Annotated in this window: 16 protein-coding genes; 9 read left to right on the top strand and 7 right to left on the bottom strand. The window is 58.6% G+C overall.

The genetic code is table 11. From position 1 onward, the window contains the following. Positions 1-14: 14 nt before the first annotated feature. Entirely contained in the window at positions 15-551 is a 537-nt protein-coding gene (locus ACR3E0_RS19470) for a winged helix-turn-helix transcriptional regulator (RefSeq protein WP_480480674.1), read from the bottom strand. 40 nt (positions 552-591) lie between these two features. Here ACR3E0_RS19470 and ACR3E0_RS19465 point away from each other — a divergent pair, with 40 nt between their 5' ends. Then, positions 592-969 (top strand): VOC family protein, encoded by a 378-nt coding sequence (locus tag ACR3E0_RS19465; RefSeq protein ID WP_480480672.1) that lies wholly within the window; start codon positions 592-594, stop codon positions 967-969. A 94-nt stretch (positions 970-1063) separates the two neighbouring features. After that, the gene (locus ACR3E0_RS19460; protein WP_480480670.1) at positions 1064-1411 is read left to right on the top strand and encodes a hypothetical protein; all 348 of its coding nucleotides are present in this window, start codon (positions 1064-1066) and stop codon (positions 1409-1411) included. Here the strand turns inward: ACR3E0_RS19460 and ACR3E0_RS19455 are convergent. Further along, positions 1408-2466, bottom strand: a complete 1059-nt coding sequence (locus ACR3E0_RS19455; protein ID WP_480480668.1) for a transporter substrate-binding domain-containing protein — start codon at positions 2464-2466, stop codon at positions 1408-1410. The two genes, ACR3E0_RS19460 and ACR3E0_RS19455, sit on opposite strands and share 4 nt — an antisense overlap. A 207-nt stretch (positions 2467-2673) precedes the next feature. Here ACR3E0_RS19455 and dapE point away from each other — a divergent pair, with 207 nt between their 5' ends. Genes dapE through rnr form a run of 3 tightly spaced genes read left to right on the top strand, consistent with a single transcriptional unit; the run spans position 2674 to position 6707 of the window. Beyond that, positions 2674-3813: a succinyl-diaminopimelate desuccinylase gene (dapE, locus tag ACR3E0_RS19450; RefSeq protein ID WP_480480666.1), complete on the top strand. Its 1140-nt coding sequence runs from the start codon at positions 2674-2676 to the stop codon at positions 3811-3813. 3 nt (positions 3814-3816) lie between these two features. Further along, the gene (locus ACR3E0_RS19445; protein WP_480480664.1) at positions 3817-4392 is read left to right on the top strand and encodes a TIGR04282 family arsenosugar biosynthesis glycosyltransferase; all 576 of its coding nucleotides are present in this window, start codon (positions 3817-3819) and stop codon (positions 4390-4392) included. A 56-nt stretch (positions 4393-4448) separates the two neighbouring features. After that, positions 4449-6707 carry a ribonuclease R gene (rnr, locus tag ACR3E0_RS19440; protein WP_480480663.1) on the top strand — a complete coding sequence of 753 codons (2259 nt, stop codon included), beginning with the start codon at positions 4449-4451 and terminating at the stop codon, positions 6705-6707. Here the strand turns inward: rnr and ACR3E0_RS19435 are convergent. After that, positions 6698-7084 carry a DUF1801 domain-containing protein gene (locus ACR3E0_RS19435; protein WP_480480661.1) on the bottom strand — a complete coding sequence of 129 codons (387 nt, stop codon included), beginning with the start codon at positions 7082-7084 and terminating at the stop codon, positions 6698-6700. The two genes, rnr and ACR3E0_RS19435, sit on opposite strands and share 10 nt — an antisense overlap. After that, positions 7081-7779: a glutathione S-transferase family protein gene (locus ACR3E0_RS19430; RefSeq protein ID WP_480480659.1), complete on the bottom strand. Its 699-nt coding sequence runs from the start codon at positions 7777-7779 to the stop codon at positions 7081-7083. The genes ACR3E0_RS19435 and ACR3E0_RS19430 overlap by 4 nt, the downstream gene beginning before the upstream one ends. A gap of 84 nt (positions 7780-7863) precedes the next feature. Here ACR3E0_RS19430 and ACR3E0_RS19425 point away from each other — a divergent pair, with 84 nt between their 5' ends. Both ACR3E0_RS19425 and ACR3E0_RS19420 read left to right on the top strand, forming a co-directional pair. Beyond that, positions 7864-8577 carry a helix-turn-helix transcriptional regulator gene (locus tag ACR3E0_RS19425; RefSeq protein ID WP_480480657.1) on the top strand — a complete coding sequence of 238 codons (714 nt, stop codon included), beginning with the start codon at positions 7864-7866 and terminating at the stop codon, positions 8575-8577. 64 nt (positions 8578-8641) lie between these two features. After that, positions 8642-9958: a lytic murein transglycosylase gene (locus ACR3E0_RS19420; RefSeq protein ID WP_480480655.1), complete on the top strand. Its 1317-nt coding sequence runs from the start codon at positions 8642-8644 to the stop codon at positions 9956-9958. 78 nt (positions 9959-10036) lie between these two features. On the opposite strand, the gene ACR3E0_RS19415 is transcribed toward ACR3E0_RS19420, so the two are convergent. Next, complete coding sequence (locus tag ACR3E0_RS19415; RefSeq protein ID WP_480480653.1) at positions 10037-10975, bottom strand: hypothetical protein; 939 nt, start codon at positions 10973-10975, stop codon at positions 10037-10039. A gap of 97 nt (positions 10976-11072) precedes the next feature. Between ACR3E0_RS19415 and ACR3E0_RS19410 the strand changes: the two genes are divergently transcribed. Further along, positions 11073-11978 carry a LysR substrate-binding domain-containing protein gene (locus ACR3E0_RS19410; RefSeq protein WP_480480652.1) on the top strand — a complete coding sequence of 302 codons (906 nt, stop codon included), beginning with the start codon at positions 11073-11075 and terminating at the stop codon, positions 11976-11978. 130 nt (positions 11979-12108) lie between these two features. Here ACR3E0_RS19410 and ACR3E0_RS19405 read toward each other — a convergent pair whose 3' ends face one another. Next, positions 12109-13506 (bottom strand): aspartate aminotransferase family protein, encoded by a 1398-nt coding sequence (locus ACR3E0_RS19405; protein WP_480480650.1) that lies wholly within the window; start codon positions 13504-13506, stop codon positions 12109-12111. Positions 13507-13581: 75 nt separating this feature from the next. Next, entirely contained in the window at positions 13582-14229 is a 648-nt protein-coding gene (locus ACR3E0_RS19400) for a GntR family transcriptional regulator (RefSeq protein WP_480480648.1), read from the bottom strand. 176 nt (positions 14230-14405) lie between these two features. Here ACR3E0_RS19400 and ACR3E0_RS19395 point away from each other — a divergent pair, with 176 nt between their 5' ends. Next, entirely contained in the window at positions 14406-15491 is a 1086-nt protein-coding gene (locus ACR3E0_RS19395) for a polyamine ABC transporter substrate-binding protein (RefSeq protein ID WP_480480646.1), read from the top strand. Positions 15492-15496: the final 5 nt, after the last annotated feature.

The following is a 15496-nucleotide window of genomic DNA, read 5'->3' as shown; positions in this document are numbered from 1 at the left end:
TTCTGACACGATTTCTATGCAACCAGATCAATGGCCTGATTGATTTTTGCCCCCCGGTTCACAGCGCGATAGGTCGGGTGCGGCACCCGTTCCGAGGTGACGATATCGCGGTGCACCCACGCCTGCGCTTCCAGTTGGTGAAGTGACTTGGACAGGGCTCGGTCCGATATTGTGGCCAACTCCGATTTGATGCCTGAGAAACGCTTTGGCGCATGCGTCAGGGCCAGAATTGGAACCGTCCAGCTGCGCCTGAGCAAGGAAAACTCGGTTTCATCGGGGACGGCACGGACGATCCTGCTGGCGACTTCCGCGGCTTTCCTGCCATTTTCGGTCAATCTGAATTCCGGTCGCAAAGGGTGGCCGTGACCCGGGTTTCGTTCCAGCAGCCCGAGTTGGATCAGGTGTTCAAGGCTTGCTGAAAAAGACGTTCTGCTGGCGTTGGTCGCTGCCAAAAGGGACGCTTGCCGACCGGGCACGCCTTTGTGGAGCGATGCCAAAATGCTCAGAGACCATGAGCGGGAGGTGAGCTTGACAAGTGTCTTTATGTCCATAAAGTATAGTTACTTTAATTTCTGTCATAGGGAAAGATAAATGCCGCTCGTTTCTTTGGAAAACACCATCACGCTGGCCATTTCAGTCCGCGACCGACACGCCAGCGCGGAATGGTATCACGACAAGCTTGGATTTGAGTTGATTCACCATATTGATGACGCTGGTTGGAGCGAAATGCAGACGAAAACCCAAGGCGTCACCCTGGGACTGGGCGAACAGGCCGAACCAGCGCCAGGAAATACCGTGCCTGTGTTTGGCGTCAGCGATATCAAGTCGGCTCGGTCTGCATTGGAAGCCGCCGGGGTCGCATTTGACGGCGACACAGAAACCATCGAAGGGATGGTGAGCACTGCAACGTTCTACGATCCAGACAAAAACGCTCTCATGCTGGCGCAGGACCTGACCCTGACGGGGTGATCCCACGTGGAAGGCGAGGACATTGGCGCCCCAGACTGGGCGCGCGTCCCGTGCAAATCTTGACCAATGGTATCCCCGTCGCTAAGGCGCTGCCATGGAAAAGCAAAAGAAACCGTCCCGACAACAGGTCTACACGCTCTTGGTCCAGATTGGCCGCAAAGAGGGTGACGGCCTGCCTAAAGGCGCGACCGGCGCTGCCCTGATGTGCTTTGCCAGCGGTGTTGATGAGGCCGAAGCTGTGCGGGAAACGGTCGCCATTCTGAAACAGGCTGACACGGCCCCCTTGGACGTGACCGGTTACGGCACGTTGGCCGAGCGCGAGGCGCAGGGCCATGACATTGAGGCCGATGAACGTGCCCTGATGCAGCGGGCCCTGGACGAAAACGCGGTCATCGTTGCGCAGATGACGCCGTTTTTTGGAAAGGACGCGGCAGAGGATTAATTCCGGGACCCAAACCACTTTCGATAGATTTCGTCATAGGTTCCGTCTTCGCGCAGGGCCAGCAGCGCCTGATTGACCTCTTCCACCAGTGGCGACCCGGTCGGGAAAACGATGCCGTAGTTTTCACGCAGGAAAATCCCGCCGGTCATGGTTGCGATCCTGCGGCCTTCATGCGCGGCGAAATAGGACAGGATTGGCGCGTCAAAGACGACGGCATCCAGATCCTTGGCCTTGAACGCATCCAGCATTTCTTCAAGACCGGGATAACTTGAAAACTCGATCTCCCGCCGGTTCAGAAAACTGGCCGCTGTTGATCCCGAAATTGTGCCAACATTCTTGCCGTACAGGTCATTGACGGAATTGACGTTACCGGTGATCGCATCCACCGTCATGACCGAGGTGATCCGGGCGGTGAATACCGACACGATGAACAGGGACGACACAACCAGCACGACACCCAGCAGGCGTCCAAACGGTGTGCGGGGCATCCGCTCTTCGAACCCGCCGTTCACGACCAGATTCAAGGCCCACCAGAACGACGGGAACCACGCCTCGTTCAGTCCCCGGTCAAAGTATGGCTGGGCGCGACGCTCGAACCCCCACATCAGCATGCCGCCACCCAGCAGGATGGCAAAGGCAAGGCCAATGGCAATGAACAACTCGCGCGACAACAAGGCCTGCAGCAAAGACGGCCTGCGGGCGGCGTCGGATGGCACCATGATTTGCAGACCGGCCTCGAAAATCGGCTGGCTGAAATCCATTTGGGTCTCACGCGAGGCCGTGATCGAGATATTGGCGATCGCAAGATCCGCGCGGCCGTCCTGAACCGAGTTCAGCATTTCGCCGAACGCATCGACCCGATTGACCGTGTAATCCCAGTCCAGGGACTCGGCCAAGGCCTCCAGCAGATCCATGGAAAACCCCACCTGTGCCCCGTCTTCGACATAGGAAAACGGAGGGCGGGTCACGGTGGTGACCGATAGGGACTGCGCCTGGCTTTGCTGTGTAAGTACCGCGAAAGTCAGGCCGATCAATGCGAAAAGTACGCGCTTCATGGTCCGTTACCTGTTTCGCCGCCCTGTAACGCAGTTTTGAAAGGCACGGCAAGACGGTCGCGGGGTCAAACCCCATGTTTTCTCGATGTGTCAAAACGATATTCGACGTTGCTGACAAACAGTTTTTTGTACGATGGGGTTGGAAATCCGGCCAATTCGTTGAATCTGTGCACGAACCCCAAGTGGGACCCATTTGAAAGGCACTCTATGACTGACCCAGTCCAGTTGACGGCAGACCTGATCCGTTGCCCATCAGTCACACCTGAGGAAGGCGGCGCCCTCGTTCTTTTGGAGGCGGTTCTGAGGCGTGGTGGCTTTGAGTGCACCCGCGTCGACCGGGGAGGCATCAGCAATCTGTTTGCCCGATGGGGCGCGAAAGGTCATGCGAAAAGCTTTGGGTTCAATGGTCATACGGATGTTGTCCCGGTCGGGGACGAAGGCGCGTGGACCAGACCGCCCTTTGGGGCTGAGATCGACAATGGCGTGATATATGGGCGCGGTGCAACCGACATGAAATCTGGCGTTGCCGCGTTTGCCGCCGCTGCGGTTGATTTCGTACAGAATACGCCTCCGGACGGCGCCATCATTCTGACCATCACCGGAGATGAGGAAGGAGATGCCTTGGACGGCACAACGGCCCTGTTGGACTTCATGGACCAGACCGGTGAGCACATGTCGGCTTGTCTGGTCGGAGAGCCGACCTGCCCGAACACCATGGGTGAGATGATCAAGATTGGCAGGCGCGGGTCGATGACGGCGTGGTTCACGATCACGGGCGTGCAGGGGCACGCAGCCTATCCCCACCGTGCCAAAAACCCGCTGCCGGCAATGGCGCGGCTGATGGATCGGCTGGCCAGTCACGAACTGGATCAGGGGACCGAGCATTTTGATGCGTCGACTCTGGCCGTCGTGACGATTGACACCGGAAACACCGCAACCAATGTCATCCCGGCGCAATGCAGGGGCGCGGTGAATATCCGTTTCAACGACTTGCATTCGGGGGAAAGCCTCAGTGAGTGGCTGCAATCGGAAGCCGATCAGGTTGCGCAGGGTTTCGGGGTCGCGGTGGAAAGGCGAATCAAGGTTTCGGGCGAAAGCTTTTTGACGCCGCCGGGGCCATTGTCCGATCTGGTCGCAAAAGCTGTCGAATCCGAGACCGGCATTTCGCCGGAACTGTCCACAACGGGCGGTACGTCAGATGCGCGTTTCGTCAAGAACCATTGCCCGGTGGTCGAGTTCGGCCTGGTCGGGCGCACGATGCATCAGGTGGATGAATGCGTCGAGATCGATCAGATCCATCAGCTCAAGGCGATTTATACGCGGATATTGTCGGACTACTTTGCCTGAGCGATGCAACGCACGTTGGTCATCATGGTCAAGGAACCTCGCCCGGGCCGGGTCAAAACCCGGCTGGGCAAGGATATCGGCATGGTCGATGCAGCGTGGTGGTTTCGGCATCAGACCCGATCACTGATTCTGCGATTGCGCGATCCACGTTGGCGGATCACGTTGGCCGTTTCACCGGATCGCGAGGGGTTGCGCAGTCGCGTATGGCCTTCCGACCTGAACCGTGAGCCTCAGGGGCGCGGTGATCTGGGGGACCGCATGGGCCGATTGCTGCAGTCAGCGCCAAGGGGGCCGGTCTGTCTGATCGGCGCGGATATCCCGGGCATCACGCGACGGCACATCGCGAACGCGTACCGCGCGCTGGGTCGGGATCAGATGGTGTTCGGGCCTGCACCGGATGGCGGGTACTGGCTGGTGGGGGCACAACGATACAAGGCGCTGCCCAACGGTCTATTCCGTGACGTGCGCTGGTCGACCGAACACGCCTTGTCTGACACACTGACCACGGTGCCACGGCACCGATTGGCGTTTTTGGAACAGTTGAGCGATGTCGATACGCTCGACGACTTGCAACGTTGAGGCGCAGCGCTCTTTTTGGTCATGACGCAGTCGCATGGTCGTGCTAGGCGGAAGACATGACTCGCATTCCCTCCAAGCAGGAGGTCCTGGACTGGATCTCGGCGAACCCCACCCTGACTTCGAAACGCGATATCGCCAAGGCCTTCGGCATCAAGGGTGCGGATCGGATCGATCTAAAGCGTATCCTTCGGGAGCTTGAGGCCGACGGGCATCTGGAAAAACGCAAACGCAGCTATCGTGACCCCGACCGCTTGCCGCCGGTGAGCGTGCTGCAAGTCAAGGTACCCAATTCGGACGGCGACCTGTTTGCCCGCCCGCTGGAGTGGCATGGCGAAGGCGTGGAGCCCATCGTTCTGATCGTGCCCCGTGCAAGCGATCCCGCGCTGGGCGAGGGTGATCGAATTCTGGCGCGCCTGACCGTGGTGCATGAAGAAGACCACAACTACGAAGCGCGACTGATCCGCCGGATCGGTTCCAATCCGAAACGGATTGTCGGTATTTTCCGCAAGGGCGCAGAGGGTGGGCGTATTGTTCCCATCGACAAGGCCGGTCAGACCGAATGGCTGGTTCAGGACGGCGCCGTTTTGGGTGCCAAAGACGGAGAACTGGTCGAGGCTGAACAGGCAGGACCAAAGAACCGCATGGGATTGCCGCGCGCGCGCATTGTCGAGCGGCTTGGCGACCCGACAGCGCCCAAGGCGGTTTCGCTGATCGCCATTCATCAGCACGGGATACCGGACGATTTTCCGGACACGGTCATCGCTGAAGCCGACACAGCCAAACCGGTTGGCTTGAAAGGCCGTGAAGACCTGCGAGACGTGCCCTTGTTGACCATCGACCCATCCGATGCGCGCGATCATGACGATGCCTGCTATGCGCATGCGGACGATGACCCGAAGAACTCTGGCGGTCATGTGATCTGGGTGGCAATTGCTGACGTCGCAGCCTATGTGCGGCCCGGCACGGCGCTGGACCGAGAGGCGCGCAAGCGCGGCAACTCAAGCTATTTCCCGGATCGGGTGGTGCCGATGTTACCGGATCGTCTGTCGGGTGATCTGTGTTCGTTGCACGAGGGTGTTCCACGCGCCTGTATCGCCGTTCGCATGCAGATCGACGCCGACGGCCATAAAATCGGCCATCGTTTTGTTCGCGGTTTGATGCGATCCGTGGCGTCACTGAATTATGTCGAGGTTCAGGACGCGGTTGACGGCAACCCAAATGATCGGACCGGCCCTCTGTTGGAGCCGGTGTTGAAACCGCTTTATGCCGCCTATGCTGCTTTGAAGAAAGCACGGGCCGAGCGCCAACCGCTGGATCTGGACCTACCGGAGCGTAAGATCGTTCTCAGCGACAAGGGTGAGGTGGAAAGCGTCGCCTTCCGCGAGCGGCTGGATGCGCATCGCCTGATCGAAGAGTTCATGATCCTCGCCAATGTCGCGGCGGCAGAAACCCTGATTGCCAAGCGCCGTCCATTGCTTTTCCGTGTGCACGAAGAACCCGCGCCTGAAAAGCTGGAAAGCCTGCGGGAAACGGCTCAGGCGGCAGGCCTGAATCTGGCCAAAGGTCAGGTGCTGCAGACGCGGCATCTGAATGCGCTGCTAAATGCGGCTGCGGGAACCGAAGATGCCGAACTAATCAATCTGAGCACGCTGCGGTCGATGGCGCAGGCCTACTACAACCCCGAGAACTTCGGCCATTTTGGGCTGGCGCTTCGGAATTATGCGCATTTCACGTCACCGATCCGCCGCTATTCAGACCTGATCGTGCACCGTGCGCTGATCTCGGCCCACGATTGGGGCAAGGATGGTCTGACCGAAGAGGAAGTTGACCGGCTGGAAGAAACCGCCGCTCATATTTCGGATACCGAGCGCCGCTCGATGATGGCGGAACGGGACACGACAGATCGCTATCTGGCCGCCTATCTCAGCGAGCGGGTCGGCAATGAATTCACTGGCCGGATCAGCGGCATTGCCCGGTTCGGGGCCTTTGTGAAGATGGACGAAACCGGGGCGGATGGGTTGGTGCCTGTGCGGTCGTTGGGGCGTGAATTCTTTCATTTCGACCGCGAGGCGGGCACCTTGATGGGGTCGGACACCGGCCTGATCATTGCCATCGGTCAGCGCGTGACCGTGCGCCTGACCGAGGCGACGCCCGTCACCGGCGGGCTGGAACTGGAGTTGCTGTCGATAGATGATCAGGCCCTGCCGCGCGGACGTGGGTCTACAGGGCGCCCCACACGGCGCAAGGCTGTCAGCGCCAAGCGCAAGAAGGACAAGATCAAACGCAAGATCGAGCGCAAGCGCCGTCAGAGGTGATAGGTCAAAGCCCGCGCGATGATCCAGCCATGGCGGGTGTCATCAATCTGGCCCGGATCATCGAAGAGGATGGCCCGATTGCCATCAATCCGGTCTTCGCCCGGAAAGGCCGATGTGAAATCCCCCATCAGGCGGCTCTGGCAATGCACGAACAGGGCAAATGACGCGGATTTGTGCCCACCCAGCCGAATGGTTGAGCCCTTGGGGGCCAGATAGGCCGGTTGCCCCCACCGCAGCGCCTCTTGCAGCGGTTGGGCGCCGGGCAGGGTGCTGGCGGTCTCAAGGATCAGATCGCGCAAGGCAAGCGTCCCGGTACGTGTGTCCGATGGTAAAGCCGCAAAGGCGGCCGCTACGGTGGGGTCTTCAATATGGGTCATGACAGCGGTACAGCCTGTTCCATCCGGTCTACATAACTGTTGAGCACGTTATCCTCTTTGATGCGTCGGGTCAGCGGTGTTTCGACGGGTGTCGCACGCATCGCGGCCAGCATGGGGCCAACGCTCATATCCGCAGCGGTCGGGCGTTCGCCCAGCAGAAACGGCGATTGCCACAGATAGGCCGAGATCGCCTCGAGGTCGCGTTCGACCCGGTCCAGACGTTCATTCAGGGAAAAGCGGCCAATGCCCTGAGCGTTGATGCGCTTCAGAACAGACTTGCGGATCGCGTTTGACGCTGGTTTGCGGATCAGCGCTGGAATACCGTTAAAGAACATCTCGCGCAGGATGGGCCAGACCTCATCATTTTCCCAGCGGTCCAGAACGATGTGGAAGTACAGATGTTCCTCGGCCATGCGGATCAGCGCGCGGGATTGCGCTTTTTCCACATCTGTCAGGCCCGCGTCGAAATCGGCCCCTTGCTGTTCCAGCCAATCGCGGATCAGGTCGCTGTCTGGTATCAAACGCTCGGGCGTTCGCAGCACAGGCAGCTTCTGATGCGGCATCTTGCGAGGATCCAGTATGTCGGAACGCTCCCAGGTCTGGCCAGATTTTTGCAGCATCAGTGCGGTTTTCACGCAGAACGGGCTGGCGCTGAACAAACCGAAGGCCGACGGGTAAGTAAGAAGGGTCAGCATCAAGGGGCTCCATCGTTGGGGATGGCCGGACCCTAGAGGTGTCTGATGACAGTTTCTGGCATTAGGGATAGGGTAGAATGCACTATGTCCCGTACCGCCCGCCTGTTCCAGCTCATGCAAGCCTTGCGCTCTGGCCCGTCGCCGAAAACCTCGGTTCAACTGGCTGGGGATCTCGGCGTGTCGCCCCGCACGATCCACCGCGATGTCGATGCCCTGCGCGGCCTTGGGGCGGTGATAGACGGTGAGGCTGGGTTTGGATTTACCCTTATCGAAGACGCCACATTGCCGCCGTTGGGATTCACCGATGACGAGCTTGAAGCACTGGTTCTCGGTCTGCGCGAGGTTCAGGTGATCGGTGATCCGGCATTGTCGGGCGCGGCCAGCGCGGCACTGCGCAAGTTGCAGGGTCGGCTGCCGCAACGCCAGTCACACCGATTGAGCCACGCGGTGCTGGCCGCAACACGGTTCCATCGACCGCCCACACCCACGATCGAAGTTGCCGACTTGCGGCAAGCCACGTGGGACGAGCGCACGATCGAATTCTCGTATACGGACGCAAAAGGGGATGCCACGCGCAGGCGCGTGAACCCGCTGAGCATCGTTTACATGGACCGCTCGAATGTGCTGCTGAGTTGGTGTCACCTCAGACAGGATTATCGCGTGTTCCGTCTGGACCGGATGCAAGAGATGTCCGTGACAGATCAGAGCTTTCGGCCAAATCGCGTGCCGATGCTGCGCGATGCATTGGCCCGCATACGGGCGGAGCGCGAGGCACAAGAGAACGCGTCCGAGCGTTGAGTGCTTTGTGAAATCCTGATTTTGCGCTATCCTAGGGTTGAGCAGTAATCAGGAAAAAATCGGAATGCGTATATGCGTAGGCGGCGTCATGACCGTCGCATTGTGGGCATCCATCGGACAGGCGGATACTACAGGCAACTCTTTGAGGCCGGATAGCAGGCCATTTGACAACACACTCCAGCTGGCGTCAGCGGATGTAACCGTGTCGGTACGCCCTGTTCCGCGCCCTTCGGCAGAGGTGATGCGGGTGTCGACGGCTGGAAACGCCCGGTTTCAGGCCTGGCTTGGGGCGTTTCAAAGGCGGGCGCTGGATTACGGCATCTCGCAATCGACGCTGGCAAAAGCCCTCACCGGGGTGACATATGACACGCAAGTCATAAAGCGAGATCGAAATCAGGCCGAATTCTCCAAACCGATCTGGGAATATCTGGATTCGGCGGTTTCCGACACGCGCTTGTCCAGTGGTCGCGCAGCGCTGCATCAGAACCGACAGGTGTTGCAACAGATCGAGGCAAAATACGGGGTCGAGAAAGAGGTTGTGACCGCCATCTGGGGGCTTGAGACCTCGTTTGGCGCGTACCGGGGCAGCAATCAAACCATCCGGTCGCTGGCGACGTTGGCTTTTGATGCGCGAAGAGCGCAGTTTTTCGAAACCCAGCTGATCGCGGCTTTGCGGATCATTCAGGCCGGGGATGTCAGTGCCGGCAACATGATTGGCAGCTGGGCAGGTGCGATGGGGCACACGCAGTTCATGCCAACCTCCTATCTGGACCACGCGGTGGATTTTGACGGAGACGGGCGGCGCGACATCTGGTCCGAGGACCCGACGGATGCTCTGGCGTCTGCGGCGGCGTATCTGAAGCGGCACGGTTGGACCAAAGGACAGCCCTGGGGGGTCGAGGTGCGCCTGCCGCAGGGTTTTGATTACGCGACAGCCAAGCGGACCTTTACATTGTCGCCCTCGGAATGGGCGCGGCGCGGCGTGCTGGCGAAGGATGGCAATCCGGTTCCGGATCACGGGCAGGCGGCAATTCTGCTGCCAGCGGGCGGGCAAGGTGTGGCCCTGATGATCTTCGACAACTTTCAGGTCATCGAAAAATACAATGGCGCGGATGCCTACGTCATTGGCATCGGCCACTTGTCCGACAGGCTTGCGGGCCGCAGCTCGTTCAAAGCTGACTGGCCGCGCGGAGACCGTGTTCTCAGTTTTACCGAGCGTAAAGAGCTTCAAACTCGCCTGACACAGGCCGGATTTGATACGCAGAGCATTGATGGCCGCATTGGCCCGAACACAATCAATGCGGTGCGCGCATATCAACTGGCAGAAGGCCTGCTGCCGGATGGGTATGCGACTCTGAAACTGTTGGAGCGCATGCGTTGAGGTTCTGAGTGATGGTCACGAATGACATCTGCGTTCCGTGATATGCAAAGCCGTCTTGGATTCCGTTGCAACGGTTTTTCATCCTCGGCTTTGGGGTTCAAGACTCGCCGTTGCGCCGTATGCCGTCAGCAGCGCCCCGACCATGTAGATCATCAGGCCCGCAAGGGTCGCGGTTGAGTAATCGATACGGCCGTCGAATAGCTGCATCAAGAAAACGAAGGCCGGACCCAGAGCGGCCACGGCTGCAATTATTGATGCCGGAACAAGTGGGATGGCTTTCTGAACCAGATACAGCGGAAAGGCGATGACGCACAGGCCGACGAGGACAATCACGGCCATATCTTCAAGTGCCAACGGGATGCCCTTGTCGTCCAAACCTGCGAGAAAGGCGGCAAATGCCAGTGCCGTGTACAGAATAAAGCGCAATCCAAATTGGGCGAGCGGGCCGACGCCCCTTTGATTCAAGCGAACCGAGTAGAGGATCACGAACGCCGTACAGCCGCCCGACAAGGCCGACAGAACGACACCCGCCAAAGCAGTCGCAGCACCGCCGCGAGTAAATCCCGAAAACCCAAGAACCGTGACGGTACCAAGTGCCAGAATCGAAACCAGGATCGTTGCAGTGCCAATACGCACCATCGAGCGTTTTGGAATACGTGCCTCGGGCAATCCGATCCAGGCTCCCACGACTGTGCCAAGGGGCAGCATTCCCGAGAAGATCGTAAAGACAACCGCAGGTTCGATGATCTGGACCGCGATGAAGTAGGTGGTCCATGTCAGGGACGCAAAAAGGTTCAGGACCAGGACGATTCTCCACGATCGAACCGACAGCCAGAGTTCGTTTGGTCTGAAAATCGCGGTGGCAATCGTGCATCCAACGACAGAGAGTCCAAACACCCACGTGCCCGTGAGAAACGAGTCCGCATTCTGAAAAACGGACCCTAGGTAAACCGCCTGAAACGCTTCGAGCGTGACAAAAGCAAAACAGAAGAAGAGGCCAAGCTGGGTGCGCGACATGGAATTCGACTTTCACGTACGTATCGTCAGAACCCAAAAATCATGTATCTTGCGAAAGAAAAAATGAGTAATTTGGATTTTTGCATGAGCCAAAGTTATGGATAGCCTTGCCCGGAGATTGCCGCCACTGTCGCGCCTGACACCTTTTGAGGCGGCCGCGCGGCATGAAAGCTTTTCGTTGGCAGCGGCTGAGCTCGGGTTAACTCAAACCGCCATCAGCAAGCAGATAGCGTTGCTGGAAAAGGAACTCGGCACAAAACTGTTCGAGCGGCGCAACAGAGCGGTCTTTTTGACAGATGCCGGTCGGCGCCTCGGGCGCGTGGTTGGGGCGTCTCTGTCGGATATCGCAGGCGAAATCGCCTTACTGCGTGGTCGCAGACGGTCCGGTGAACTGGTGCTGCATTGCCAGCTTTGCGAGGCATTCTATTGGCTCATGCCACGGCTCTCGGGCTTTCATGAACAGCACCCCGGCGTCGAGTTGCGGGTCGTCAGTGCCCTAAAACCGTTTACGGATTCCTCCGAAGCCTTCGACGTCGCCATCCAGACCTCGGGCCGCACCTCCGGATCGGCGCGTCTGGCTTTCACGGCGGCCGATGACATTTTTCCGGTGTGTGCGCCATCGCTGGTGAAAGAAGCAGAACTCCCTCTGTCACCGCGGGATCTTGTGGCCTTTCCCCTCTTGTCACATTCCGTGGTTCCGCAGGATTGGATGGACTGGCCGGGCTGGTTCAAATGTGTTGGGTCATCTCTGCCCAGCCGCCATCGCATTGTTCCGTTCGACAGCTATCCGGTGACGTTGCAGGCGGCGGCAACGGGGCAGGGCATTGCCCTTGGCTGGCGGCGAACGACCGAAGGTATGATCGCCGAGGGCAAGCTGATCAGGCCGTGTCGAGAGATGGTGAAGCGACCAACGGAACTCTCGGTGTTCAGGGGCACGGCGCGGGATCAACACCCAAGCACAGAACACCTTCTCACCTGGTTGTCCGATCAGTTGGCGTACTAGACAGTACTTGCACCCGGTATGCAACTCCGGGCGCTGGTCGACAGGCAGTTCGCCAAAAAGACTTGTAAGCAAAACAGGAGGCGGCCTCACATGGCCGCCTCCCATCGCGTATGACGCCGTGGGCGATGGTTCAGGATGCCGACTTCATCAATCCCTGCGCGATGATTTCGGCGTGCGCTTCGTCCAGAGATTTGTGGATGCGCACAAACATCTCGTCGATATCCGCAGGGGTCAGGATCAGCGGCGGTGAGACGATCATGCGGTCGCCCACATGCCGCATGATCAGGTTGTTGGCAAAACAGCGATCGCGACAGACGTAGCCGACGACGCCCGGCTCAGACGCGAATTTGGCGCGGCTGGCCTTGTCCGGGGTCAATGCGATCGAGGCCATCATACCAACGATCTTGGCCTCGCCCACCAAGGGGTGGTCCGTCAGTGCCTCCCATTTCTCTTTCAGGTAGGGGGCCGCCACGTCCCGGACATGGTCGACGATCTTTTCTTCTTCGAGAATGCGCAGGTTTTCCAGCGCCACAGCCGCCGCGACCGGATGACCGGAATAGGTGTAACCGTGGTTGAATTCGGTGCCGCCGATCACCTCGGCGATTTCGTCGTTGACGATGGACCCACCGATTGGTGCATAACCCGAGCTGAGGCCTTTGGCGATGGTCATGATATGTGGCTTGATCCCGACGGTTTCCGATCCGAACCAATTCCCGGTGCGGCCAAAGCCACAAATCACCTCATCTGCGATCAGCAGAATATCGTACTTGTCGCAAATGCGCTGAATCTCGGGCCAGTATGTATCGGGCGCGACGATCACGCCGCCTGCACCCTGGACAGGTTCGGCGATAAAGGCTGCGACGCGGTCCTCGCCCAGTTCCAGGATGGCTTCTTCCAGCTCACGTGCACGGGCGAGGCCGAATTCTTCGGGTGTCATGTCGCCACCCTCGGCCCACCAGTTTGGTTGATTGATGTGATGGATGTTCGGAATCGGGATACCGCCTTGCGCGTGCATGCCTGCCATTCCGCCCAAAGACGCCGAACCCACGGACGAGCCATGATAGGCATTCTTGCGGCTGATGATGACATTCTTGTCTGGCTGACCCTTTTCGGCCCAGTAGGTCCGCACCAGACGAATGTTGGTGTCATTTGCTTCAGACCCGCCTGCGGCGAAGAAGACGTGGTTCAGGTCACCCGGTGCAAGTTCCGCAATTTTGGCCGCCAGCGCGATCGCCGGAACATGGGTCGTCTTGAAGAAAGTGTTATAGTAGGGCAGTTCGCGCATCTGCCGCGCAGCGACATCAGCCAGCTCATCGCGACCGTAGCCGATGTTGACGCACCACAGCCCGGCCATGGCATCCAGAATCTCCTCGCCCTCGCTGTCGGTCAGATAGACGCCTCTGGCGCGCGTGATCACGCGCGCGCCTTCCTTGCCAAGCGATCCGTTGGCAGAGAATGGGTGAAGGTGATGCGCGGCATCCAGGGCCTGCAATTCGGCGGTCGGCATGTGGTTGGTGATCGTGGACATCGGAGAACCTCCTGCAAAAACGATTGCGGATCACAATATGATCAAATTATTCACTGTCAATCGAATCGCACCGATTCAGGTGGGAGCTAGGGCATCAGCCATAAGTTCCATACCCTGTTCGATGTCCTGCGCGGTTGCGACGGCGGCCATTTCAGCGTCCCGGTGTCGCAAGGCGGTGATGATATCCTTGTGACGATCCGGCAGGCTTTGGGTTCCGAACCGGCCGCAGACCACCCGCAGCGACGGTCCAAATCTCAACCACAAGCGATCCGCGAGATCACTGAGTATTGGTGCCTGAGCGTGGGAATACAGCATTTCGTGAAACGCGTGGTTCAATTGCAGGTACCCACCGACATCGCCGTCGGAAATCGTGCGATCAAGTTTCTGGTCAAGGCGCTCTAGCTGGTCGATATCCGCCGGCGCCATCTTAGCGGCTGCGCGCCTTGAAAGTTCTGATTCTATTGATTTTCTCGCAAAAATCATCTCCTTGACATCACCATTGGACAGCAGCGGAACGCTGACCCGCCGGTTGCCTTGAAAAGTGAGCGCCCCGTCCGAGATCAGCCGGCGAATCGCCTCGCGCACCGGCGTCATCCCAACACCCAGAGAATCGGTCAATCCTTGGATTGTAACCGGCTGTCCCGGGACCAGATCTCCGTACAGAATCTGCAATCTGAGGGTTTGGTAGACCTGTTCATGCGCCGGGCGTTTCTCACTATCCATCCTCGGGTCGGATGCCTTATTTTTGATCAAATCCAAGTGGTTCGTCCCAATCTTCTATCTCATGACTTGCCAGGTGTCAGGCCTCGTGAAACCATAAGCTGGTTCGGGGGAAAACGCAAAACTTGATCAAATCCAAAAAAACGGGAAGATACCCGTACATTTGCAGGGAGACGAATATGACAATCAAAACGCTGACTATGACAGCGGTCATCGCATTGGGGACTTCGGTGGCATTTGCCGAAGAGGTGCGAGTTTATAACTGGTCCGACTACATCGATGAGGATCTGCTGAGCAAATTCGAATCAGAAACGGGTCTGACCCTGATCTACGACGTGTTCGACAGCAACGAGGTTCTGGAAACAAAAATGCTGGCCGGTGGGTCGGGCTATGACGTGGTGGTGCCATCCGGCACGTTCCTGCAGCGCCAGATCCAGGCGGGTGCGTTTCAGGAACTGGACATGGCGAAACTGTCGAATTCAGGCAACCTTTGGGACGTCATTCAGGAGCGTACGGCCGGCTACGACCCGAACAATGCCTATTCGATCAACTACATGTGGGGGACAACCGGCATTGGCGTCAATGTCGGAAAGGTCAAGGAAGCGCTGGGTGACGATGTCGCTCTGAACAGCATGGACCTGGTTTTGAAACCGGAAAACATGGAAAAGCTTGCCTCATGCGGTGTGCATTTCCTGGATGCGCCGGCCGAGATCATTCCCATGGTGTTGCAGTACATCGGCGAAGACCCGGACAGCCACGACACGGACGTCATCGCAAAGACCGAAGAGGTTCTGACCGGTGTCCGTCCGCATATCCAGAAGTTCCACAGCTCGGAATACATCAACGCACTGGCGAACGGCGATATCTGCGTGGCCGTTGGTTGGTCGGGGGATATCCTGCAGGCGCGGGATCGTGCCGCCGAGGCCGACAATGGCGTGGAAATCGAATACCATCCCTTTGCTGAAGGGTCCCTGATGTGGTTCGACCAGATGGCCATTCCGGCAGATGCTCCGAACCCGGAAGGTGCGCATCAGTTTCTGAACTTCATTCTGGACGCCAACAACATGGCCGCAGCGTCGAACTATGTGTACTACGCCAACGGCAACGCGGCATCGAAGGAGTTCCTGGAAGAAGACGTGATCGGCGATCCGGCGATCTATCCGGATGATGCCACGATGCAGAATCTCTACATCACAACGCCATACCCGGCCAAAACGCAGCGGGTTGTGACCCGTCTTTGGACCAAGATCAAGTCAGGGACCTGATCTTC

The organism is Ruegeria sp. AJ12 (genome assembly GCF_056536245.1).
Note: the sequence above shows the minus strand (reverse complement) of the source record. Positions and strands in the feature narration are given on the sequence as shown.